This window comes from Rickettsia endosymbiont of Cardiosporidium cionae (genome assembly GCF_015476335.1).
GTDB lineage: Bacteria > Pseudomonadota > Alphaproteobacteria > Rickettsiales > Rickettsiaceae > JADHZC01.
On sequence record NZ_JADAQY010000005.1, the window covers coordinates 74984 to 101270 of the forward strand.

Below are 26287 nucleotides of genomic sequence, written 5' to 3' on the forward strand. Positions count from 1 at the left end.
GACACCTAAAACCACTCTAACAATCAAGTATCTTCATAAGATCTTGCCATTCCCTAATACCCATACTAACAGACTGTCTATCTACAAACTCCCCTTTAATCATTTTACGCACTACATCCAAAGCTGTCTGGGAAAGATTAGCAGCTTTAAGTTTATATTCGATAAAAGCATCATACACGTGTGGTGTCCATAATTTGACTACATCTATTATAGAATTTGCATACATTCTAATTTCATACTGAGCGGTTTCATCTGCTCTAAGTAATAAAAAATGTAACAAATTATGCAAATCAATTTTCCAGTAGATTTCAGTATAATGGTTAAGAGTCAAGTTAATTCTAGCTAACTCTCGAGAAATGCCAATATTATTATCATCAGTAATGCTACCATCTGGATCACAATTCATCATTTCTCTATAATGATTGTGACAATTAATAGAATCAGATTTTATAAACTCTATGACTTTATCTACCAAATCTTTTGGTAGTGTTTTATTATTTCTACCTTGCTTATTGGTAGAAGATTGAGATAAAATATTTTCTGCCAATGGTATATAAAATTCATTACTTAGCACTGAATATCTTGCAGAATATTCATTGATATTGGCAGTTCTATGTCTTATCCATTGTCTTGCTACAAAAATTGGTAGTTTAATATGAAATTTTATTTCACACATTTCAAAAGGAGTAGTATGCTGATGACGCATTAGATAACGAATCAGAGCTCTATCTTCGGAATGACTTTTAGTGCCCTTACCATAAGATATCCTTGCTGCTTGCACTATAGCTTCATCATTACCCATATAGTCTACTACCCTGATAAATCCATGATCCAAGATATTAAATTTCTGATATAAAATATTCTCTAGATCCTCTGATACAGCCCTTCTAGTAACTGATGTTTGAAATAATTGATTGTTAACACCACTATTCATCTTATTATATATATAATTGTACTATTCATCATATATTATATTGCTTAATAATATTTATTTTATAATATATAAATATAGCATAATTGAATTATATATCAAATAATCATGTGGTATTATTTAGGTGCATATAAGCAACAATATATTTTGTACTTAGTGGTTATTATATTTTAGTTCTAAATTAACTAATACTATATAAATTATATTTTATATTTACTATGTTATCCAGCATTTGCATATTCATATTTTTATTTATTTCTGCTGCCATCTCAGCTATAGAAACTGCAATTACCGCAACTTCCACAGGAAAAATACAAAAACTACATTCTACAAAAAATCCAAAAGCAAAAATACTATTGAATATTCTAAGGGTGAAAAATAAGATAATCAGTATACTCCTTATAGGAAATAACGTAATAAATATTCTATGCACCACCTTAGCTACAGCATTATTCATAGATTTGTTAGGCAATGATATAGGCACAATAGTATCTTCTATTATAATGTCTGTGGTGATTATTATATTTGCAGAAATTCTTCCAAAAACAATAGCGGTAAAAAATCCTGAAAAAATAGCATTATTTGTATCATCAACCCTTAAATATTTCTTAACCATATTCCAACCTGCAAATATTGTTCTGGACTATTTTATAAGAGGATTCTGTTTTTTATTTCGTATTAATTTAAAACATGAGTTCTCAGCGAAAGACGAGGTAGAAGGTTTAATAGAACATCATGTACAAGAAGGCCATGTGCTAAAATATGATAAAGATATGATAGAAGCAGTACTGAATATCAGAAATATCAAAGTAAGCGAAATTATGACGCATAGAAGTAGCATATTTGATATCAATATCTCTTTACCATTCGAAAAAATTACTGAAATAGTATCAAATTCATCATACACCAGGATCCCTGTATGGAAAGATAACAGAGATAATATAGTTGGCATAATTCATACAAAAGATTTCTTAAATAAAATACACTGGAATAAAAATCGATTCAGCGAACTATCTATAAAAAATCTCTTAATAAAACCTTTATTTATTTTAGAAAATGTATTACTGATTGATCAATTAAAGGCTTTTAGAAAAGGTAAGAGCCATATCGCCTGCATAGTGAATGAATATGGCGATTTCCAAGGTATCGTTACATTAGAAGACATATTAGAAGAGATAGTAGGACAAATTTACGATGAATATGACTTTAGTACAAAAAAAATTATTACAAAATCTAAGCAAGAATTTATTATTGACGGCCTGGTATCGATTAGGGATATAAATAGAGAACTAAACTGGAATTTACCAAAAACTGAAGGTACTACAATTGCAGGATTCATTATTAACAAAATGAAGAGAATACCTCAACAGGGAGAATTTTTACTATTTGAAAATCTTAAAATAGTGATAACAAAAAAATCCTTTAACAGTATTAAAACTGTTAAAGTAATACTACAAGACCAACCCCAAAGTAATAATGAGCATTAGTAGCATTGGTAATTATTCATTATTACTTTCTATAATAATATTATTAATTACTATTATAGTACCACTCAACCTAAATAGTAAAAAACACTTATTTTATTCGTATAATATAATAAATATTATCTGTTTTATCATATTATTATTAGGATTCATCATTGATGATTTTTCAATAAAAATCATCTTATTCAATTCTAATACCAATAAATCAATGATTTACAAAATCGCCTCTAGCTGGTCTTCATATGAAGGATCAATGATTTTATGGATGTTTTTATTTTCTATAATGAGTATCACTGCAGTCTACTATAATCAAATATCTAATATTAGCAAAAGTTTACAAATCAATATTTTATCTATAATTCAATTTTTGTTTCTAGTATTCATATACTATATGTCCAATCCATTTGAGACACTAAATATTAGCAATCTCCCTACAAATGGAATAGGATTAAACCCAGCACTACACGATCACACACTAATAATACATCCCCCACTACTATATTTAGGATATGTAGGATATGTCATCCCATTCAGTATGGGATGCATAATTCTAATAACCAAAGATAACTATCATACGACAATTTCATATATCAAAAAATTCGCTAACATATCAATTGCAAGTTTATCTCTTGGAATCACTACAGGTGCTTGGTGGGCATATCGAGAGCTGGGGTGGGGAGGATTCTGGTTCTTTGATCCAGTAGAAAACATATCACTTATAATATGGATAGCTGGAATTATGTTACATCATTTTCTATTAATATCTCTCACGAATGTAAAATATCTGCGTTGGACAATAATATTATCAATTGTCATATTCACACTCATTCTGTACGGCATATTCATAGTCAGAAGTGGGATTATAGATTCAATACATTCCTTCACATCTTCTATTGAAAGAAGCCAATATATATTATTTATTGCAATTGTTACTAATTTAATATCAATTATGATATTTTTAGTAAGACATAAACATGTTAAATTAACAAATACAAAATATCAGTCCTGCAATAAAAATAAATACATATTTTGGTCTAATATCTTGTGGCTAATATCACTAACAACATTGTTGTTATCCATAATATATCCAATTTACTACAGGTTGGTATATGGAGAAGAAATAGTGATAGATAGCAGATATTTCATAAAAATTTTTATACCACTAAATATACCAATGATAATTCTGGCAGGATTAGTACCATGTTTGAACTATAGCAGCATTTTAGTACAAATATTCCTAATATTATCTTCACTAATAATTACATCAGTAATAAATATTTACTTAGATACTAAAATAATGAATTTAATAATGATATTTTCTGCCATATACCTAATATTTTCACAAATATACTATATTAAATACAATAGCAATAATTTCTGCAATACATTAAATACACAGAAAATATCATCAACTGTCGGACATATAGGATTTGCAATATTAGTACTTAATATCACACTAAACAGTATTTTATCAAAAGAGATTAGTTTTACAGGCAAACTAGGTGATGAATTAAATAAAGATAATATATCAATAAAATTACAAAATATTAGGCTTAGTGATCAAAAGGATTATATAATGCAAATTTCTGAGTTTTTAATCAGATATGATAACACAACAATATTACTAACTCCTGAAACTAGGTTATATAAAGCACAAAAACATATATCACAAAAATCAGATATATATTCTTTTTTATTCTATGATATTTATTCGATAGTGAGCAAGATAGAAAATAATATAGTACATGCACAAATATCATACAGAGCACATATTAGCTTCATATGGTTATCCTCTATACTAATCTCTATAAGTTTTATATTATGCATATACAAAAAGATACCATACAAAAGGCTAAAAGAAACTTAAAATGAATAGCCATTAAGAGTATATTGCCACTAAATTAATACTACCCTAGATAGTTTTATTTTATCTATATGAATATCATATTGAAGATCAGTATGCTTTACATTTATACAAATGTGATTATCTTTTACATCCAATACTTTAGCAATATATGTCTTATTACTATCCAACGGTTCATATAAATTAATCTTGATAGATTGACCTATAATACCACAATAATCTTCTACAGATTTTAGTATCCTCTCTACCCCAGGAGAAGAAACAGATAAGTAATATTTGCTAGAAATAAAATTTGCAACATCAATTGCTACAGAAACATTACTGCTAACAAATGAGCAATCTTGAACTGTAACCGGAATATTTTGCAAACTTTGTATAGATATATCTAATATTGATACACTAGATAATTTACCACGCTTGCTAACATTTTTCTTAGTTTTGAATTCAAAACTGTATAACTTAAAGCCTATACTGACTAAAACGTCAGAAATCAATTTCTTTAACTGCTCACTATTCATAAATTGATACAATAATTAATTAAAAATTACTATTATTTAAATATTTTGTTATAAAAATTACTTAATATATATTATAATATTCTGTTATGTGGTTCATGTAAGGAATTGAGTTGTTTTTCTAAAAGATATTCTCTACAATATTGGTAAATGAGTTACAACCATAGCTAGTAGATATTGATAATTCTTACATTAAAATGTGAAATTACAAACTTTAATATATATCATAATTCAAATTAAAAATAGATTATAAAATGAAAGACAATAGTAATATTGATATAAAAAATAATCCATTAAAAATAGCAATAAAAAAATGTAATTTTGCATTCAAGATTACTTTCTGGTTTGCATTCGCCACCAATTTGTTGATGTTGCTTACACCGTTATATTCACTGCAAGTACTAGATAGAGTATTAGGTAGCCGTAATCTTAATACATTGCTTATGCTTTCAATCATCGTGGGATTAATTTATCTAGTATATGCTATGCTACAAACAGCCAGATCTTTCACGCTGATTAAAATTGGTGAGTGGCTAGATAATAATGTTTCGCCTGAACTTTTTCATCATTCAGTTTCTGCCGCTGCATCTAAAATGAATCAATCATCGAGCCAATTATTACGAGATTTTGAAACAGTAAAACGATTTTTAACTAGTACAGGAATCAATACACTATTCGATGCACCCTGGAGTATAGTATATTTTATTGTTGTATTCTTAATACACCCATATATAGGAGCAATTGCTCTGTTAGGAGCGGTATTAATAGTTAGTTTCGGTCTATTTAATGCAGTGGCTACAAATCAAGAATTAGGAGAAGCAACTCATCATATCAGAAAAGGACACATACAAGCAGATATAGCAAACAGAAATGCAGAAACAGTGGAAGCAATGGGAATGATGAAAAATGTATCTAAAATATGGTCTGTATTTAATAAAAAGTCACTTTCGCACCAATCCAATGCAAGCTACAGAAGCGGTATAATATCGAATATATCAAGATTTGTAAGAAACCTTATGCAAATGGCAGTAACCGGGGTTGGAGCATATCTAGTAATTGATACGTACGGCAACGCAATGACAGCAGGTAATATGATAGCAAGTTCTATTATAGTAGGTAAAGCACTTGCACCTTTCGATAATGCTATAGTCATGTGGAAAGAAATTAGTGGCGCACTAAGATCATATAAAAATATTAATATGGGGTTTGATCAGTATTCAACTAGAGTACAATCAATGGTAATACCAAATATATCAGGTAATCTTGTAGTAGATGACTTACACTACGCTTTGCCAACTATTGCCAACCCTAACATAGGCAAGATACAACATACAACAACACCTAAATTTATAATAAAAGGCATCTCTTTTGGTTTAACTGCTGGGGAATCCTTAGCAATTATAGGCCCTAGTGCTTCAGGAAAATCTACTTTAGCAAAATTAATAGTAGGAGTATGGAAAGCATCTTCTGGAGTAGTAAGATTAGATGGAGGAGATGTGTATACTTGGAATAGAGAGAATTTTGGCACACATATAGGATATTTGCCACAAAATGTGGAATTATTTAGTGGTTCTGTAAAACAAAATATAGCCAGAATGTCTGAAGAGATAGATCCTGAAAAAATAGTGGAAGCTGCTACAATATCTGGAGCTCATGAAATGATACTCGCATTACCTAACGGATACGATACTGATATAGGGATAACTGGTACTAACTTATCGGGTGGACAAAAACAGAGAATAGGATTAGCAAGATCATTTTATGGTACACCTAAATTACTCATATTAGATGAGCCAAACGCAAATCTCGATAGATCAGGAGAATCAGCTCTTGCAAAAGCACTAATTAAAGCTAAGCAACTACAAATTACTGTAATAGTAATCTCACACCGTTCAGATATTTTATCAGTAGTAGATAAGATAATCTTTTTAAAAAATGGATCAATTTTGCAATTCGGTTCCAAAGAAGAAATTCTTCTAGCATTACAACAACAAAAAATCAGTTAATTAATAATTATTATGTCTAATGATCAATCAAAAAAACATTCTGATAATTTAATTAAATTACAGCAATTGTTAGAATTACAAAATAAGGCAAAAACTAATTCCTCTAATAAAACTTTCAGAGATAAGTTTAAAATACAGAGTATATTACAATTTATTATCAAGAAAATGCAAAAATGGGTGGGATATATTGATCTTGCAATAAATTTCATAATAAATAAAAAACTACATCCAGAACATGATGTAGTAAACCATGCCAGGGCCCCCATATTATTCGGAGCATATATTATAGTATTTTTTGTAATATTTGGCCTAATATGGTCAGTTGTAGCACCTCTAGATAGCTCATCTACTGCAATAGGACGTGTGATTAATACTAGTAAAACAAAAGTTTTAAACCACCCAAATGGCGGGATAATAAAAGAAATTCACGTTAAACTCGGAGATAGAGTGAAAAAAGGTGATACATTAATTACCTTAGATGATATAAAAGAAAGAGTGAAATATGAAGATGTACTCAATCAATATAGAGAATTGGTAGCTTCAGAAACTAGGCTAATAGCAGAAATAAGTAACAGTGATCATGTAGAATACAATGATCCATTATTAGAAGATCTTCAATTAGATCCAATAAAAAAAATCATTAAAATACAAAATAGTATTTTTGAATCAAGAAAACAGTCACATCAAGCCAGTATTAATGCATTTTTAGAAAAAATTAAACAAACCAAGCAACCCATAGAAGGGTTAAATGCAAGAAATCATTGGCTAAAAAATAAACTAGAATTAGCTCAACAAAGAGCCACTAACGCAAAAACGCTAGCAAAAAAAGGATTCATAAAACAAGATGATCTAATGGAGGCACAAAATAAGGTTATAGAAATTCAAAGTGCTATAGATACTAATTTATTTGAAAAGTCTAAAATAGAGAACGAAATATCAGAAATCCAATTAAGATTGATACAGCATAAAAGTGAAATAAACGTAAAAACATTTGAAGAACTAAAAGAAACCAGAACTCGTGCTAGATCCGCTAAAGAAAGCTTAACAGAAATATCTTATTATCTTTCAAAGTCAATCATAAGAGCTACAGAAGATGGAATAATTAACCGTATCAATTTTCATAGCGTAGGACAAAATATTCCTCCTTCTTATACCATACTTGAAATTTCACCACTGAATGATAATTTGATAATTGAGGCACAAATAGAACCTAGTAATATAGATTCTGTCTCTGTAGGGCTTAAAACAAAGATAAGATTTAGTGCATTTAAATCGAGAACCAGCCCCGTATTCAAAGGTGAATTGGTATCTTTATCACCAGATGTTATATTGGAAAGATCAGAAGATACAGGCAGTAGAGCCTATTACCTAGCAGAAATTAAGATAGATATAGAACATTTTAATCAGCTAGCAAAGCTTCGTAACTTAGAAATATCTCCAGGTATGCAAGCTGAAATACAAATAGTAACAGGTACTAGAACGTTATTTAGATATTTAATAGACCCAATAATTGATGCCATGTTTAAAGGTCTTAACGAAAGATAAAATAAAATATCTTACAAACTATCTTATAAACTCACTACACCGATTATATAAAGAAAATATATGTAGGACTAATAAACAACTGTCATATTATGTTGATTTAATATATACTATACCACTGTTAATTACTTATTGTTGTATTGTAGGTCTGTTTACCTATGTCAAAAGAATTTATTCGTAACTTTGCTATAATAGCACATATAGATCATGGAAAGTCCACTATAGCGGATAGATTAATAGAATATTGTGGAGGACTAGAACAAAGATATATGAAAAATCAAGTTTTAGACTCCATGGAGCTAGAGAGAGAAAGAGGTATAACGATTAAAGCCCAGACTGTACAGCTTAAGTATAAAGCAAAAAATGGCCACATATATCAACTAAATTTAATTGATACACCAGGGCATGTAGATTTTTCTTACGAGGTAAGTAGATCACTAGCAGCATGCGAAGCTTCGTTGATGATAATAGACGCAACTCAGGGTATACAAGCACAAACAATCGCAAATTTACATCAAGCTCTTGAAAATAGGCACCATATAATTACTGTACTCAATAAAATTGATCTAGCTGCATCAGAACCTGAAAAAGTTATAGCACAAGTAGAAGAAATATTAGAAATAGATACAAAAGATGTATTATTGGTATCAGCTAAAAAAGCAATAGGTATTGGAGATCTTCTAGAAACAATAGTAAATAAAGTACCAGCCCCAAATTTTGGTTATACTGAGCTAAATAATGATAAAGAAATACTAAAAGCTTTACTAATAGATAGCTGGTATGACAATTATCTAGGTGTAGTAATATTAATTAGAGTATTTTCAGGAGTTATACGCAAAAATGCTAAGATCAAAATGATTGCAACAAATGCTACATATAACGTAGAAAATGTTGGATATTTTTCTCCTAAAAAAACAATATGTGATGAACTCACCAGTGGAATGATAGGCTTCTTTACTGCTTCAATAAAAGATATAGATGATTGTAAGGTAGGAGATACAATTACAGATTCTATACATGAAAATATCAGATGCTTACCTGGGTTTAAACCTAAAACTCCAATGGTATTCTGTAGTTTATATCCTGCTGAAACATCTCAATTTGCTAATTTAAAACATGCATTAGAAAAACTCAGATTAAATGATTCAAGCTTAGAATTACAAGTAGAAAACTCTCATGCGCTAGGCTCAGGTTTCAGATGTGGATTTTTAGGATTATTACATCTAGAAATAATCCAGGAACGCATAGAAAGAGAATTTGATATTAGATTAATTACTACCGCTCCAAGCGTCATGTATAAAATACAGCTCAATAAATCAGGCAAAGAACTAGTTATCCATAATCCTACAGAATTTCCTGCATTAAGCGAAATAAAATCTATGCTCGAACCATGGGTCAGAGCAACTATAATAGTGCAGGAAGAATTTTTAGGCCTTATTATAGAATTATGCATCAATAAGCGGGGAACACAACTAGATATGCAGTATATCACAGGACAAAGAGTAATATTAACTTATTCTTTACCACTGAATGAAATAATGTTTGACTTTTATGATAGTCTAAAAAGCTATTCTAAGGGATACGCCAGTTTTGACTGGGTTATGGATACATACCAGCCTACAAAACTGGTAAAACTTAGTATATTGGTAAATGGCAGCACAGTAGATGCCTTATCCCTGATTATTTTTAAGGACAATGCTGAACAAAAAGGCAGAATCTTATGCAAATCATTAAAAGATCTAATACCAAGAAAATTATTTCAAATATCTATACAAGCAGCTATTGGTAGCAAAATTATAGCAAGAGAAAATGTTAAGGCATTGAGAAAAGATGTAACAGCCAAATGTTACGGGGGAGATATTACTCGTAAGAGAAAGCTTCTTGATAAACAAAAAGAAGGTAAAAAGAAAATGAAGAACATTAACAATGTAGATATACCAAAATCTGCCTTTATAAAGGCACTAAAAATAGGACATTAATGAATATTTCCTATTATTTTTAGGTTTCTATAGAATATTACTATAAGTAAGCACCCAGATTTTATTGATATATAATACTGAATACAGAATCTTTTTCATAATTAAAATGCATATAAGAATCGGTACAAGAAAAAGTTTGCTCTCTTTACGACAAACACAATTAGTGATTGATAAATTATTATCAATATTTCCCAAATATAGCATAGAAATTGTCCCTATAACAACTAAAGGGGATCAAATATTAAATAAAGCACTTTATGAAATAGGAGGAAAATCTTTGTTTATAGAGGCAATTGAAGATCAATTGATAAAAAAACACATAGATATAGCTGTGCATTCTTTAAAGGACATGCCAGGGATTTTAGACAGAAAATTCTCAATTGTAGCAGTTTTAGAAAGAGAATGCCCAAATGATGTATTATTCACAGGTAATAATAATAAATATAAAAATATTTTAGATTTACCTAAAAATGCAATAATTGGTACCTCATCTCCAAGACGTACAGCTTTTATTCAATCATTGAGGCCAGATATCAAAGTCGTAATATCACGAGGCAATATCAATACTAGAATTCAAAAGATAGAAAATCAAAAAATAGACGCACTAATTCTAGCATACGCAGGGCTAAAAAGAACAAATTTATACGATATAAAAAATACTAATATTATAGAAACCACACAGATCTTACCCGCTGCAGGGCAAGGTATAATCGCAATAGAAACTTTATCTAATAATATTAAAATGAAAAGAATCTGCAGTCATATTAATGATACGAAAACTTGGAATCTAGCGATGTCAGAAAGATCATTTTTAGAATATCTAAACGCAGATTGCCGCACAGCGATATCTGCATATGCCAGATACAATGAAAAACAGAATATTATCACTCAGTATATGCTATCGGACCACAAAAGCAAAAAAATGGTTTTTTGTACCGAAGAAACAGAAGTATCAAATGTAAAAGAAACTAGTATAAAAGCTGCAAAAAAACTTTTAAAATCCTTATAACTAGGCAGGCAACTGTATGAACAAGATATCCCTAAAAAACTATCACAAAATTATCGAATAATAAAACATTGCAGCCACGAGGCGTGCGGATAGGGTGGGATTCGAACCCACGGTATAGTCACCTACACGCTGGTTTTCAAGACCAGTTCCTTAAACCACTCGGACACCTATCCAAAACAATAAAATATAAAATATAAAATATAAAATCGACTATCCACTACCTAGAAAAATACTCGACTACCTTACTAAAATCTGGCTTAAATGGATAAGGAATATCATCGATTTTAGGGACCCTAACAAAGCATCCAGACATTTTATCAGAATCAACAGACAAATACTCAGGAATAGAATTCTCCCTTCTAGCTAACGAATCCTTACAAATATTAAGATTTTTAGAAGTATCCTTAATCTCAATAGTATCAGATACAGACAATCTGATACTCGCTATATTAACTCTTCTCCTATTTAACATTACATGACCATGTGAAACAAGCTGCCTTGCAGCAAAAATTGTAGGAGCAAAATTCATTCTATAGACTACTATATCCAGTCTCCTCTCTAACAATCCTGCAAAATTTTCAGCGGTATTACCTTTGGCCTTACGAGCTAATAAAAAAACATTCTTAAACTGTTTTGATGTAATCCTACCATAATGCATCTTTATCAATTGTTTAGCTTTAAGATGATCACCAAAATCTGATACTTTAGCTTTACTATAAGAATTACCATGTTGGCCAGGAGGATAATTTCTTTTATTATAAGCATCCTTACTACTACCCCATAACGTACTACCTAACCTTCTACTAGCCTTATATTTAGATTTAATAATATTTGTCATTATTTTCAAATTAATTTGATTATTTTACATAAAAAACAGGATAAGACCTCCTAAAATCAGCCACGACATTATAGCTAAATATCTGCTATCATACAACATCTAGATTAATGATAACAAAAAATATATAGCTAATCACATATACCCAGCAGAGCTTATGACAATCGTTTGTAAATCCAAAGTTCAATACCGATTCCAAAAACACAGTCATAATATAAATGATTAATCATATAAATACAACAAATCCTTTAGTAAAAAAAAGATTTTCACTACTAATAATGCAATACAGAAGATCTTAAATAAAAAATATACACAATAAATATAATAATTGTAATAATAAATTACACTGATCGATTCCAAACTGAATTATGTTTTGTAAATAAACTTAGTGTTATTTTAGATTTTAATGCAGATCTTTCTATCAAATCCTTCATATTATCAAATTGTATAGCTGATTCTTCTGTGAATATGTAGAGTATGTTTTGTAACCCTAATTTATCAGTATCTAATAATAATAAATCTAAAACTAACTCCTTATGTACGTTAACCAAAATTATCGACTTCCCCGAATTAGGCACTTCCAACTTATCAGTAATATATACAGGCTGTACATCTGTATATTTATCAAATTTAGTGGCATGAGGTATAAATTTTCTAGAATACGTCCAAAGCAATGCATCTAATTTAGTAATAGATTGCTCACGATCATTAACGATTACTACAGACCTAGCACCAGACAAATAACATTTTTCCGCCAAAGCACAAACAGTCATTAACAAATCACTTAATAAAACTTGATAGCAATTGACTTTAATCATGTACAAAAATAAATAACAAAAAAATTAATAATACTAATATAATTGATATTGCAAACCTCTGATCACATAAATAATTCACTGATTCTACTCTACCCCTCACAGAAATAGAAATATTAACCAATTTTGCTAAAATAATATTTTTTATTCTACTAATTATGCTAGAGATAAGCGAAATAGCATAACCATAAAATTTGGCTAACATATTACCTATATCAATCACCAAATTTATAGTAGATTGATTACCATGTTTTATAAAAATTACTTGTGAAACCAATATAACAGTAAAAATAATCAATATTTGTTTAATAACAGTAAAAATAGAAACATCTATACTGCTAAATAATATAGAACCATCTACATACCATCCTATAAAGTATAAACAACTACTAGCAAATAGTAAAATTGAGACTAATATAATACTAACTTTATCTGTAATATTTACTGTACAGCTAGAATATTTATTTAATGAAATATACCTATTCCAAGGCAGAGAAGCAATTAATACTATATTAAAAAATGATGTAATTAAAAAATAAAACTTATCCATAACAGTATTTGCTATCATCGACTTAATAAAAAAACTTGCAGTAAATGGAAAACTAATCATGTGTAATATAGATAATATCCAACCAGATATTATCCAAATATTATTTGTTTTAACAATTAAACTAGATTGTCTAATGTTATATTTATCAATAAAAATAACAGTAGAAAGATTAAACAAGGTCTTATAAATAATACTAATAAAGAAATACCTAACAATTAGATGTTCTACTTTATTAACATCTGGCACTGTAGTATAGCATAAGAAAATGCTATACTGAATAACAGAAAATAAAGAGATTAATTTCAATAAATCATCCATAAATATAGACTTTATATATGAATAAATTAATGTAGTGATCGCAAACAACGCAATTATGAATCTAAATTCCTGGTGTGAAAACATCTTCAAAACAGTGAAACAAATAGATATACTAGAAAAAAATAAATATAAAAATCCGCTACAAGAGGCAGCCGAATAATTTTCAACTATAGCTCCACAAAATGGAAACACCGCAAGGCTAATTAAAAAACCTAATAACATAATAACAGTAACAATTGCAGCTATCTGCGAAGTTTGGTAAAAATTACTCATATTAATTATATTATAATTACCTGTCGCTTCTTTAATATATAAAACACCTAATAATACCATATAACCACACACCAAATGTGTATAAAAATATCTGTTAGAAGAGATTAGATGTTTTTTACTGTTTCCTGAATAAAATATAAGAATTGCTCCTGCAATAGCGCTTATCTCTATAGCAATAAATAATGAAATAAAATCACTAGAAAAAATTAATAAATATGAACATCCGGCTATAATAGAACCCAATATTAACTCGAATATACGGTTATTAGACAAAGAATTTAGGTTAGATGACAAAAACATTATATTTAAAGCACAGCATATTAATCTATTATCATATGAAAATTGAAAAATTATTGATGAATTACTAGAAATATTTATATTATATTGCCCATCTAGAAAATATAATGATACAAATACTAATAATGTCGGTATAATAGAGAGTACGTAACACATAACTCCTAAATAATTAGAATTATTAGCTCTGAGAATATTACGATATACTAAAAGTAATATAGAAGATATTATTGTAATACAAGAAGGGTGTAAAATTATTACTTGCATAAAATTAACCAATTACACTATCTAAATTAAGTTATCTATAAATAGCAAAGTTGAAATTGTCTGTAAATTAATTCGTAGAATACATTAATAAAAATTTAGTATAAAATTTTTGATCATTGGAGATAAAAATCCAAAAAACACAGTAACTAAAACACAAAATATAATACTTAGCAACATTGAGATAGGTAACTGTTTTTCTATGATAAAACTATCATTACCATCTGACAATAACTTACAAAAGTTTGGCTTCATTTTTACTAAAGATGTGAGTTTATTACTAATAGGTCTGTATAACATATTTAAGATTTTTAGAGTATAAATTGAAGAAATGATACTACTTATGATTACAATCATTATAGCTAAAATCTGTTTTTGAGCAATTGCAGCTCTAATCAAATAGATTTTACTAAAGAAACCTGAAAAAGGTGGGATACCTATTAACCCTAAAGAAGATACAAGAATTACAGCACTCGTAACCGGCATTATTTTTGAAATACCCAATAAATCTCTTACATTATATGCAGAATTTACACTGTATATCAAACCCATAGCATAAAATAAAGATATCTTAATGAAAGCGTGCGAAATCATCTGTATTATAGCTGCAAATAAAGATTGATCACTCAAAATAAATATTGCAAGTAATCCTAAATTTAACTGATTAATAGTAGAATATGCCAAAATCATCTTAATATTGTTAAATTTTAAAGCTTGCAATGAACTATGTATAACAGCAATCATAGGCAATAAAATAATATAATTATAATGCTCCATTAAATATTGCAAATAATTTAATCCGAATATATAGGTAAGGATTTTATACATACAAAACAAACCTGTTTTGACCACTACTACGGCGTGTAATAAGGCACTCACAGGATATATTGCAACCATTGCATCGGGCAACCATTGATGCATAGGAAATATAGAAGTTTTACTAATACCAAATATAAACATCAGTAATAATATGATTGAAAAATTCTTACTAAAAGTCGTATTATATGCTGTAAATATACCATATTTTATAAAATCTCCATTGCCAAATTCAGTGTAGATAATTACTACTGCTGGCAAAAATAATCCCAAACTAGAAATTTGTAATATTTTTAGGTAGTTAAAAACATTTTTTGTCAATTTTTTTGAGCCTCTTTGATAAGCTACCAAAGGTATAGTAGCTAAAGTTAATAATTCGTACCCAATGAACATTGTAAAGAGATTCGCAGATAGTGCTACTATGTTACCAGCTACTATACAAAAATTCATGAACAAAACAAAAATATTAATATTTTTAATAGAATGAATCTCTAAAAATTTTGTACTATATATAGTAGAAATTAGCCATAATACAGATAATAGATCCAAAAAAATTATACCTAATACCTCTAGGTGAAAAGATATCTTATAACGCGCAAATACTTCTATTAAAGTTATACTAAATTGCTGATAATGCAAAAACTGATAATTAATGATCAATATATTTATACAATATAAAAACACTACAAAAATAAATATTTTATTGCGATAACTTGAGTGCTGACTAATAAATAGAGGTAAGGTAAGACTAAAGAATAAAATAATTGATAAAGAAAATAATGAGGTATAAATTTGCATAAACTAAATTCAGAAAATCACATTAGTAATATATATCTAAAAATCAACAGAACTAAATATAAATTCCTAATCACTACAGTTAATAAATAAAAAGATCAATTGTATTAATATAAAAACCGATAATCCTAAACAATTACTATCGATAGTGATACTACCGTTAGACTTTGAAGAGAAAAAAAACACTTTAGCTATTCTTAAATGATATAACAATACAAAAATACTAGAAATAACCATAGCAAAAAATTCTATGTATAAATGCTTACTAAGCAATAAAGTAAATAGCTCTAATTTTAGTATGAATAAATTACTAATAGGTAGGCCTGCGCTGGCTATTAAAGTAAATATAGTTAAAACTATAAATAATTTTTTATCATGGATCAATTTAAATCTCTGCAAATTGAAATCGCTATTTTTCTGAGCTATATAAGATATCACAAGAAATAATGAAGATTTATTTATACTATCTGCTATAATAAATCTCAATAAAAACTCTGAATTATTAGAAACTAAAATAAGTAATAATATATATCCTAAACTCGATATAGATGAATATACCAATAAAGTCATCAGATCCTTAGAAAAAAACAAAGCTAAGATAGCACTCAATATTGATATAGAAATAAAGAATAATCTGATAATCTCTCCCAAATCTGATATATATAATGCATCCAAATTTATTGCGTAGTCAACAAATCTCGCCACCATATACAAACCAGTAATAGTTGGAATTGTAGCTATATATACTAAGCTACATTTAGCTGTCGATTTATATGCACGCATCATCCAAAAATGCATAGGAAACAGTGCAAGTTTTAACAATACTCCTAACAGAAAAAATACTATACTAATTACATGCAAATTAGAGATTGCTTGACTAGATAAAATTTGTCTTACATCTGTTATGTTCAGACTACCTGTCATTGCAAATATAAAACCTATAGCAATCAGTATAAATGTCGCTCCTATTGTACCTATAACCAAATAATCAAATGCACCTATTAGAGCTTTGTTACTTGGCCCTTGAGAGAGGATTACATAGGTAGCTAACGAAGCAATTTCTATAAATACATATAAGTTAAATAAATCATTAGTACTTAATATCCCTATATAACCTGCATGCGCAAAAAATAGTAATACAAAAAATAAATTCCTCCTAGATTGGTTTACGTATTTTAATAATAGATCACTAATTAATGACTTATTAAATATAATAAATAACAATAAAAGTAAATTACTGTATATAATCAATTTTTGATTAAAAGAATCCAATAAATATTCTATACCTATAGAAGGATGCCAATTACCAAAACAATAAGAATAACTGCCATCAATGTATCCAAGTACATAAACAGATAAAGCAAAAGATGCCGATGCAAAAATAATGCATAAATACCAAGCAATATGAATATTAAAACTTAAAATAGCAAATAAAGCTGCTATGAAAGGTAACAAAACTTGTAAAGCTGGCCAATGCCTAATAATCACATCCATCATCTGAAATTGCTTTATTGATTACAGATTCTGATATTGAACCATATGCTTGATTAATCTTAAATATGAACGCTAAACCAACTGATAAAGTCGCGAATCCAACCACTATAGCAGTAAGCATTAACACATGAGGCACAGGGCTAGAGAAAACATAATTAGCATTGACAGTAACATCCTCCACAGAATTGCCATAAATTGGTGCTGTAGCTCCACCGACCTTACCTAGAGAAATATAAAATATTAATATAGAATTTTGAAATATTGATAAACCTAACATTTTATAAAAATAACAATCACTAGTTAACAATATATATAATCCTACTATAAATATTGCTAAAGCCAAAAAATAAACCAGATTATACATATGCCAACATATTAAAATTCAATCGATCACTATCAATCAGTCTTTTGTAATAACAAATATATTAGTACCATAATCGATGACACTGTTACCCCTACACCTAATTCTACTAAAAATATTCCAAGATGTTGGCCATCACATTTATTAACAGATAATACATAATAATTCAAATAATTATAGCCAAATATTATAGATATTAGCCCAGTACAAAGATAAATAACAACACCTAAAGCAGAAAATACAACCAGAATATCTGTAACTAATTGACGATCAAAATTGATTTTATAAAGCAAATCAAAAGCTATAGCTGCACTAGCAAAAATCACACCTGATTGAAACCCCCCTCCAGGAGATTCTTCACCATTAAATTCTATATAAAATGCATAAACCATAATATATGGTATAATACAACTAATTACATGTTTTATAATAACAAATTTTTTCATAGAATTATTTACTTATATATAGTCAAATATTAATTAAATCAAACATCCTTCTGAATTCTATTGCTAGATAATATTATCAAAACAGAAAGACCCGCTATCAGTATCACTATTGTTTCCCCTAGTGTATCGTACCCTCTATAACTAGCCAATATCGCTGCCACTATTGAAGAAATACCTATTTCATTTTTAGTATTTTGTATATAATATTCCGTCATGTAATTTTGTACATTTGAGTCAACAGCAGCAAATTGTGGTAAATCTTTACCAGCAAATGATAAAATACATATAAGACAGATACAAAGAACTAGGGCAACTTTTTTTCTAATTAATTTTTTTGATTTAATATATTTGATATTGCCTACAACTTTAACCATATTTAATAATACACAGGTAGAAATACAAGAAGCAATTGATACCTCTGTCATTGCAACATCTGGAGCATCCAGTAAAAGATACACAAAACTAATAAATACGCTAAACATTGATAAAATAGTTATAGATTCTAGCATACTACTAGAAATAACAAATTTTATTACAACTAATACTAACATTCCTAAAAATATCAATAATAATATAAAATTAGTACCAAAACCTAATTGGTGTGGTATCGATAGAAAAAGATCCATACTACAGCTACTATATAAATCAAATTAGAATAATTAACCAATAACAACAAATAGTTTTATTTGTTTCTATTCTGAAAAAAATTGGCCATTGCTATAACATAACTAGACATAGGGTTAATAAGAAAGATCAATATAATGAGTATTAAAAACTTAAAACTACTATACCAACTATCTTGCAATAACATTAAACCTAATAAACAAAGAATCGTACCAAAACTATCTATAACTGATATACCGTGCAATTTATTATAGAAATCATCAGTTCTAAATAAAAATATAATACTGGAAATAATACAAAATAATCCGAATGCGATAAACGTATAAGACAAATAAATCATATATACCATCCACATTTTTAAGATGTAATAAGAAAGGCGATTGTACCATACAACACGAGCAAATTACAGCATAAGATTAATTCAAGCAATCAAACTATTATTAAACATATTTTATTTATTATAAAATATTAGGAAATATGTCTAATATACGACACTCACTGATTTAATTAGAGATCAAATGGAGTTTTTTTCTAATATCAGATTTAGAAATCTTCATATTGTGACGGTACTTATTTACTGTTCTTCTAGAAAGATTAACATTAAATCTGCGTAATTCTTCTACAATCTTAAAGTCAGATAAAACAGACTCCTTAGGTTCACTCTGAATTATATATTTAATCATTTCTTTGACCTTAGTGCTAGAACAAATATGAGTAGAGTAATTGTTTAAAGCAGAAGAAAAAAAATACTTAAGCTCATATATACCAGAAGGAGTAGATAGATATTTATTAGCAGTAGCTCTACTAATAGTACTTTCATTAAAACCAGTTTTCATGGCTATTTGTTTTAAATTCATAGGTTTTAAATTCATCACTCCATATCTAAAAAAATTTAATTGTTCTTCAACTATTGCTTCTGCTACTTTTAAGATAGTTGCTGATCTATGTTTTACATATTTAATTAAATTACTAGCAGTAGTAATTTCTGATTTAATAAAATTACTCTCTTTTTTATTAAAAATTTTATTTTTTAATTCTAAATAATATGAATAATTTACTTTGAACCTAGGTAATATCTGATCATTAATTGATAACCGTATTCTATTATTGCTATCTAAACACATTATTATGTCCGGAATTTTGTATGATACTATATTTTCAAAAGAATTATTAAGAGGCCTAGGATTTAATGTCTTTAATATAGTTAACAATTCTTGTATTTCTCCTAATTCCACATTACATAATCTTGCAAGCTGTTTTAAATCTAATTTTGTAATTGAGAAGATATGGGATATTAGTTTTAATAATTTACTATTATTGGGATACAATTCTTTTGCTTGTATTATCAAATACTCTTGCATACTAGAAGCAAATACACCTAATGGTTCTAATCTATGCAACTTATTCAGTACTGTATTAATGTAATCTATACTGCAACTAAATATTTTTGCGATATCTTCTATCTCATATGTTATGTAAGCATCATCCTGTAATAAAAATAAAAAATACATCCCTATTTCTCGATCTAACTTGTGACTAAAAGTAAGATTAATCTGTTCTAGTATATCTTCCCTTAGTGTTTTCTTATAGGCTATATTACATATCCAATCTTCATTAGAGTTCTCATGATTGCGCCTAATTGGAGCTTTTAAATAGTCATCACTATTATCGCTATCTAAATTCATTTCTTCATCAAGCACTCCCAATTCCTCAATAAAAGGATTTTGGTTACATTCCTGATGAATTTTATGCATTAATTCTGAAATAGACATTTGCAGAATCTTGATACTTTGACAAGAAATATTATTCATAAACAAAGAATTTTTTGCTGTAATCAACTGTCTAGTATCCATATTAAAACTATATATTTAATTAATAAATAAACCTTTTGTTAACTAAATATATAGTTTACAGGATATAAAACAAAAATTGGTATCAAAATCATCTACGAACAAGATTTTTAATTTTATTATTGATAAATAAATCCTATTTTTAAAATGAGATACTGTAAAAACAATATCAGCTAAAATTTTAGCCTATCAGACAATCAACACCCTAAAATTATAACTAACTCACATTTTGCAATCGATTAAAATATCAATCATTTACCAATGGATAAATAAGAAGATCTGGATAAAACACAAAAAAATATAGCAATTGAAAACAAAAACAACATAGGATAAAATAAGACAATATATATCAATTTTGTCTTGTTCCATAGTAATATGCTGATAATAGGTGCGCTAGATGAGAGTAAGACACTCCCCAATGAATGAGCCAAACTATATAATCTAGCCCTAACTTCGTAGCCCAGTATACTCTGAATTTTACTATGAATGGGGATTATATAAAATGGCATAAGAAATACTATAGAAATATGAATATATATTACCAAGTAAAACGAACATGAATCCTGAAGGTTCATGTAAAAAAATACCATGATAAACGATAATATAATGCTAAGTGCTAAAGAAATTTTTACTTGTATCAGAAAATTTATATTTTTAGTGACTATACCTGATAACAATAAAGATAGTGAATAGATAATGACTAAAATCATACTAAGCTGGCTTTGAGTTACATACTGTATGTTATATATTTTATCCTGAAAATTAGAAAAAAATATAATCCAAAAATTATATAGACCACCTATAGATCCATGCAGTAATACAAAAGATATAAACTGTAATTTGTATCTTTTGATAGTGCTGAAAACACCAAAGTCAGTGATGCATTTAATATATTTTAGATTATTTTTATATAACTTTAATCTAATATAAAAATAATATTGTAATATTGATATTACCCCCCCCAGTATACCACCTATAATAAAATTTATTTTCCAGTATTCTGTAATAGCGCCAGAAGTCAGATAATAAGATAATGCAGCTAAAACCACTCCAATTTGAGCACAAAATGAAACAATAGCATTAATCAAAAATTTATTGTCCAAATCAGTATATTCTACTAAAAAAATTCTAATGATATCTGATTCACTGTTAATAGTAAGTAAAAATATAGCTCTAACAAATATCAAAAAACAAATAGAAACATTTCCCCATACATGATAACCAGGTATCGCAGCAACTAAAAACATTGATATAGAAGAAATAATAGTAGATATGAAGATAGATTTCACTCTGTTATCTTTATCTGCTATATATCCAAAAATCAAAGACCCAAGTGGCTTCACTATAGACAAAGCAGCATATATGACAAAAAAACTAAATAATTTGTCAATTTTTTCCTCACCAGGCATAAAATACGAGGATATGCTGGATGCAGATAATCCAAAAATCGCATAGCTATAATAACATGATATAATATTTAATAAATTAATTAAATAAATCTTCATATTGTTTATAGAATTGCTACAGGATATTAATATCAATATTAAGTTTTAGAGATAATGATTTAGTTTCTTGGGGCTTAACTATCACGGTATTACGGCTAACAGCTAAAATTTTTATTTTACTTTCTGCAAGCTGCAAGATAGTTGTAGGGCCTATTGTTGGCAGATCTAGTCTTAAATCCTGGTACAGCTTAGGTATTTTAACAAAAACACCAGAATGATTGTTTTTTTTTAACAGAGCACATCTCTGTATTAAGTTATTAGTTCCTTCTGCTGCTTCAATTCCTACTACATAACCATTTTCTATAACGACAGATTGTCCTATATCAAATTTACTCAATTGCTTAATTATCTCTATTCCCAAATCGATATCCAACTTATCTTGCTTAGTAAGTTTTGAATTATCTATATAATTCAAAAACCCATAATTCACACTAGATAATATAGTTAAAGGAGAGACAACATTAAAGCCTTTTTTTTCAAGATATTCTGCTACAACTGTTAACAATTTATTATCTCCAAAATATTTATTTTTTAGAATTTGTGCTAACAACTCTGTACCAGCGATATCTAACTTCAGAGCACTAAGATTTGGTCTTTTTATACCTCCGATCAAAATAATATTTTTAACATCATGTTGATAAAAAAAATTTATTATTTTACCTACTGATGTAATAGGAAAAATTTCAAAATTATAGTTTGAAATTGAACCCAAATCAGCTTCACCATCTATTGCTGCGATAAAGCATTGCACAGCTTTTTTAGAGTATAAATACGCTATTTCTCTAGGCAAATCACCGTTACCAGCAATAATACCTAATTTGTTAAAAGTAGAAAAATTCGAACACACATCTAATAACAACAGATAATAATTTGTTAGATATTTAAGTTTACCATTTAGAAAGCACTGAATAAACTATTTATAATTGATATACACTATTAACTATATTTTTTTTCTATATCCTTTAGAGTCACAATATTGATCACTAAAATATTTACTTATTCTTCTTAAAAATAAAAACTCTAAACTTGCAAGTAAATCACAAAACAGCACCTTAGATACATCAGACCTAGGTATTAGGATAATAGATATATTATCCTTTACAAAAACATTAGGTATTAATATTCTTACCAAATGCCTTATTCGCCTCTTTATCTTATTCCTCACTACGGATTTCTTAGATATTTTTTTACTAACTTTCATTCCAAGAAACACTGAACTTTCAGAATTTATAGAAAAACGTTTTACATCAATAGCAAAAACAACAATAAAATACTGAGTATAAAACTTCTTTCCATATCTATTAACTAGATTAAAATCTGAAGTATTTTTTAAAGAATAAAATCTCACAACAACTCTATTATTGAATACGCTATGCTGAAAGTCTTTTTCTATTCTTAGCTCTTCTTCTATTTATTATATTCCGACCATGCCCAGTACTCATCCTGACACGAAACCCATGTCTTCTTTTTCTAACTATATTACTAGGTTGAAATGTACGCTTCATAACATTATCCAATTAAGATCCATTCTCAAACAACATAAAAATTGATTCACAACAATAAACTTTTACTTTAAAATCTGTAAATATATAATCCTACTTATCTATATTTTCTGCTAACTGGTATCTAATAAAGTCAGATAAAACAATAGATTTACCTATTTTTTTACTAAATTGTAAAATCAAATCACCAATTTTAGTTTTTCTATCAAATAGAAATGGCTGATCAAGCAATATATTGTCTGAAAAAAACTTGATCATTTTACCTTCCATCATTTTATTGATAACAGACTCAGGTTTATTTGCTGAATTTTTTCTTATCTGCTCCATATGGAATTTTTTCTCATTCTCAACTATTTTTTCATCTAAACTATCTCTAGAAATTGCTAAAGGATTACTATCTGCAATATGCATTGCAATCTGAAAACCCAACTCTCCGATTTCACTGTGATCTGCTTCAGATTCTATTGATAAAAGAACAGCTATCTTACCCATATCCTTTCCCAAGGAGTTATGAACATAGGAAGAGATAATGCCTTTAGTTACATCAATAGTTTTCATTCGCCTTAACTGTATATTTTCTCTTAGTACAGAAATATTATCCTCCAAAATATCTGATACAGTCTTTCCTTGAAATGGGACTGAAAAAGATAACAAATGCTCTAATGAAGTACAAGACAAAGCAGATTGAGCTATATGTGTTACTAAATTTTGAAAACATTCATTACGAGCTACAAAATCAGTATCTGAATTAATTTCTACGATACTCCCACGATTACCCTCAACAGCTAACGCTACAACTCCCTCCACAGCAATAGAGGTAGCATTTTTTTTAGCAGCCGCGGCAGCTCCTTGCAACCTCAACCACTTCATAGCCTCTTGTATATCAGCATTATTCTCTGACAAAGCCTTTTTACACAGCATTAAAGGAGCACCAGTTCTAATTCTGAGCTGTTGCACTAAAGAAGCAGATATTGACATAAAATTTTTTTCAAATTATACAATTTTTTTAGACTTTTTAAAATCTAACCTATTAACAATATCAAAAACTAATAACAATCACACTACAAGAGAGCATTACTAACTAATCATTCAGAATCTACTACAGATGACTGGATAACATTCTTTGTTATAACATCATCAGAAAGTTTATTTCTATTTTTATTAAGCTTTTTATAAATTTTATTAGATTCAGAGTTATCTTCTCCAGTTACTAATGAATGTCCTTCACCGATATCCACACCAGCATCAGTGAGTGTATCTTGTATACCTCTCAATACGGCTTCTGCAAAAAGCTGGCAATACAACTTAATAGATTTAATAGCATCGTCATTACCAGGTATTACATAATCTATATGTGTTGGATTTGAATTAGTATCTAATACAGCTACTATAGGTATACCCAGCTTCACAGCTTCTTTTATAGCAAGATGCTCTTTATTAGAATCAATTACAATTAAAAGATCTGGCAAGGATTGCATCTTTCTAATACCTATAAAAAACTTAAGTAGCTTTTGTCTATGATTCTCAAAATTCAACAACTCCTTCTTGGTATATCTTTCTCTAATTTTTTCATCACTAATAATTTTTTCTATATCATCCAATTTACGTATAGAACTGGATACAGTCTTCCAATTAGTTAAAGTTCCCCCTAACCACCTATTATTCACATAAAACTGCCCGGATTTTTCTGCATACTCAGCTACCAAATCAGATGCATAACTTTTACTACCAACTATCAATATCTTTTTCTTATTTTTTGCAGCATCGTAAATCTTACTAAGTGCGAATTTCAATAAAGCAGCAGTCTTATTTAAATCCAATATATGCACACCATTCCTGACACTATGGATATAAGGAGCCATACTAGGATTCCAACGAGAGGTTTTATGGCCAAAATGCACGCCAGCGTTTAACAGATCGCTCACGCTAAAATCAGGAATATTTGACATAGTAATTCAATATTTTATTTAGTTAATCTTCAGTAGGAACATCACTGAGTACAAAACAACCAAAACAACTAATTCTGAAAAAATAAACAAAATCCAACACAAGAAAAAAATCACCATACTATCAATATTAAAACTCTTATATACCACAAAGATAGCGATATTAAAAACTTTTAACACTGACATTAATGAGTGAGAGCATAAGAATAAACATTAGAAGTTAAAGCTAATTATCTAAATATTCAAGGATCCAAAACCTAAAATCAAAA

Annotated in this window: 24 protein-coding genes and 1 tRNA gene; 6 read left to right on the forward strand and 19 right to left on the reverse strand. The window is 28.4% G+C overall.

Annotation, left to right across the window (positions count from 1 at the left end; translation table 11 throughout):
* Window positions 1-16 precede the first annotated feature (16 nt).
* Window positions 17-934, reverse strand: coding sequence for an FAD-dependent thymidylate synthase (gene thyX, locus IHI24_RS03425; RefSeq protein WP_194966664.1), 918 nt, complete (start codon window positions 932-934; stop codon window positions 17-19).
* Window positions 935-1149: 215 nt separating this feature from the next.
* Here thyX and IHI24_RS03430 point away from each other — a divergent pair, with 215 nt between their 5' ends.
* Together IHI24_RS03430 and IHI24_RS03435 are read left to right on the forward strand one after the other, a co-directional pair.
* Window positions 1150-2418: an HlyC/CorC family transporter gene (locus IHI24_RS03430; RefSeq protein WP_194966665.1), complete on the forward strand. Its 1269-nt coding sequence runs from the start codon at window positions 1150-1152 to the stop codon at window positions 2416-2418.
* Window positions 2408-4282 (forward strand): cytochrome c-type biogenesis CcmF C-terminal domain-containing protein, encoded by a 1875-nt coding sequence (locus IHI24_RS03435; protein ID WP_194966666.1) that lies wholly within the window; start codon window positions 2408-2410, stop codon window positions 4280-4282. Before IHI24_RS03430 ends, IHI24_RS03435 begins: the two co-directional genes overlap by 11 nt.
* Window positions 4283-4311: 29 nt before the next feature.
* Here the strand turns inward: IHI24_RS03435 and IHI24_RS03440 are convergent, their stop codons facing one another.
* Window positions 4312-4797 carry a ribosome maturation factor RimP gene (locus IHI24_RS03440; protein ID WP_194966667.1) on the reverse strand — a complete coding sequence of 162 codons (486 nt, stop codon included), beginning with the start codon at window positions 4795-4797 and terminating at the stop codon, window positions 4312-4314.
* 251 nt (window positions 4798-5048) lie between these two features.
* Between IHI24_RS03440 and IHI24_RS03445 the strand changes: the two genes are divergently transcribed.
* The 4 genes from IHI24_RS03445 to hemC all read left to right on the forward strand — a co-directional run bounded on the left by IHI24_RS03445 (window position 5049) and on the right by hemC (window position 11330).
* Window positions 5049-6800, forward strand: coding sequence for a type I secretion system permease/ATPase (locus IHI24_RS03445; RefSeq protein WP_194966668.1), 1752 nt, complete (start codon window positions 5049-5051; stop codon window positions 6798-6800).
* Window positions 6801-6812: 12 nt separating this feature from the next.
* The gene (locus tag IHI24_RS03450; RefSeq protein WP_194966669.1) at window positions 6813-8345 is read left to right on the forward strand and encodes an HlyD family type I secretion periplasmic adaptor subunit; all 1533 of its coding nucleotides are present in this window, start codon (window positions 6813-6815) and stop codon (window positions 8343-8345) included.
* A 155-nt stretch (window positions 8346-8500) separates the two neighbouring features.
* Window positions 8501-10321, forward strand: a complete 1821-nt coding sequence (lepA, locus tag IHI24_RS03455) for a translation elongation factor 4 (RefSeq protein ID WP_194966670.1) — start codon at window positions 8501-8503, stop codon at window positions 10319-10321.
* A 106-nt stretch (window positions 10322-10427) separates the two neighbouring features.
* Complete coding sequence (gene hemC / locus IHI24_RS03460) at window positions 10428-11330, forward strand: hydroxymethylbilane synthase (RefSeq protein ID WP_228777150.1); 903 nt, start codon at window positions 10428-10430, stop codon at window positions 11328-11330.
* Between the two features lie 86 nt (window positions 11331-11416).
* Here the strand turns inward: hemC and IHI24_RS03465 are convergent.
* The 17 genes from IHI24_RS03465 to rpsB all read right to left on the reverse strand — a co-directional run bounded on the left by IHI24_RS03465 (window position 11417) and on the right by rpsB (window position 26021).
* Window positions 11417-11503, reverse strand: a tRNA-Ser gene (locus IHI24_RS03465).
* A 44-nt stretch (window positions 11504-11547) separates the two neighbouring features.
* Window positions 11548-12168 carry a 30S ribosomal protein S4 gene (gene rpsD / locus IHI24_RS03470; protein WP_194966671.1) on the reverse strand — a complete coding sequence of 207 codons (621 nt, stop codon included), beginning with the start codon at window positions 12166-12168 and terminating at the stop codon, window positions 11548-11550.
* A gap of 338 nt (window positions 12169-12506) precedes the next feature.
* Window positions 12507-12938: a DNA polymerase III subunit chi gene (locus tag IHI24_RS03475; protein ID WP_228777151.1), complete on the reverse strand. Its 432-nt coding sequence runs from the start codon at window positions 12936-12938 to the stop codon at window positions 12507-12509.
* A gap of 37 nt (window positions 12939-12975) precedes the next feature.
* Window positions 12976-14682, reverse strand: coding sequence for a proton-conducting transporter transmembrane domain-containing protein (locus IHI24_RS03480; protein WP_194966673.1), 1707 nt, complete (start codon window positions 14680-14682; stop codon window positions 12976-12978).
* An 84-nt stretch (window positions 14683-14766) separates the two neighbouring features.
* Window positions 14767-16293 carry a proton-conducting transporter transmembrane domain-containing protein gene (locus tag IHI24_RS03485; protein ID WP_194966674.1) on the reverse strand — a complete coding sequence of 509 codons (1527 nt, stop codon included), beginning with the start codon at window positions 16291-16293 and terminating at the stop codon, window positions 14767-14769.
* Window positions 16294-16359: 66 nt separating this feature from the next.
* Window positions 16360-17787: a proton-conducting transporter transmembrane domain-containing protein gene (locus tag IHI24_RS03490; RefSeq protein ID WP_194966675.1), complete on the reverse strand. Its 1428-nt coding sequence runs from the start codon at window positions 17785-17787 to the stop codon at window positions 16360-16362.
* Window positions 17768-18148 carry a cation:proton antiporter subunit C gene (locus tag IHI24_RS03495; RefSeq protein ID WP_194966676.1) on the reverse strand — a complete coding sequence of 127 codons (381 nt, stop codon included), beginning with the start codon at window positions 18146-18148 and terminating at the stop codon, window positions 17768-17770. The genes IHI24_RS03490 and IHI24_RS03495 overlap by 20 nt, the downstream gene beginning before the upstream one ends.
* A 32-nt stretch (window positions 18149-18180) precedes the next feature.
* A complete protein-coding gene (locus IHI24_RS03500; RefSeq protein WP_194966677.1) occupies window positions 18181-18591 on the reverse strand; it encodes a Na(+)/H(+) antiporter subunit B in 411 nt (136 codons plus the stop codon).
* Between the two features lie 38 nt (window positions 18592-18629).
* Window positions 18630-19217 carry a hydrogen gas-evolving membrane-bound hydrogenase subunit E gene (gene mbhE, locus IHI24_RS03505; protein ID WP_194966678.1) on the reverse strand — a complete coding sequence of 196 codons (588 nt, stop codon included), beginning with the start codon at window positions 19215-19217 and terminating at the stop codon, window positions 18630-18632.
* A 56-nt stretch (window positions 19218-19273) separates the two neighbouring features.
* Window positions 19274-19570: a monovalent cation/H(+) antiporter subunit G gene (gene mnhG / locus IHI24_RS04810; protein WP_407690725.1), complete on the reverse strand. Its 297-nt coding sequence runs from the start codon at window positions 19568-19570 to the stop codon at window positions 19274-19276.
* A 148-nt stretch (window positions 19571-19718) separates the two neighbouring features.
* Window positions 19719-21068, reverse strand: coding sequence for an RNA polymerase factor sigma-54 (gene rpoN / locus IHI24_RS03515; RefSeq protein ID WP_194966680.1), 1350 nt, complete (start codon window positions 21066-21068; stop codon window positions 19719-19721).
* A gap of 248 nt (window positions 21069-21316) precedes the next feature.
* Window positions 21317-22570 carry an MFS transporter gene (locus IHI24_RS03520; RefSeq protein ID WP_194966681.1) on the reverse strand — a complete coding sequence of 418 codons (1254 nt, stop codon included), beginning with the start codon at window positions 22568-22570 and terminating at the stop codon, window positions 21317-21319.
* 16 nt (window positions 22571-22586) lie between these two features.
* Window positions 22587-23417: an LpxI family protein gene (locus tag IHI24_RS03525; RefSeq protein ID WP_194966682.1), complete on the reverse strand. Its 831-nt coding sequence runs from the start codon at window positions 23415-23417 to the stop codon at window positions 22587-22589.
* 93 nt (window positions 23418-23510) lie between these two features.
* Window positions 23511-23918, reverse strand: a complete 408-nt coding sequence (rnpA, locus tag IHI24_RS03530) for a ribonuclease P protein component (protein ID WP_194966683.1) — start codon at window positions 23916-23918, stop codon at window positions 23511-23513.
* Window positions 23919-23940: 22 nt separating this feature from the next.
* Window positions 23941-24075 (reverse strand): 50S ribosomal protein L34, encoded by a 135-nt coding sequence (rpmH, locus tag IHI24_RS03535; protein ID WP_194966684.1) that lies wholly within the window; start codon window positions 24073-24075, stop codon window positions 23941-23943.
* Between the two features lie 90 nt (window positions 24076-24165).
* A complete protein-coding gene (tsf, locus tag IHI24_RS03540) occupies window positions 24166-25050 on the reverse strand; it encodes a translation elongation factor Ts (RefSeq protein ID WP_194966685.1) in 885 nt (294 codons plus the stop codon).
* 107 nt (window positions 25051-25157) lie between these two features.
* On the reverse strand, window positions 25158-26021 hold the full coding sequence (gene rpsB, locus IHI24_RS03545) for a 30S ribosomal protein S2 (RefSeq protein ID WP_194966686.1): 864 nt from the start codon (window positions 26019-26021) through the stop codon (window positions 25158-25160).
* Window positions 26022-26287: the final 266 nt, after the last annotated feature.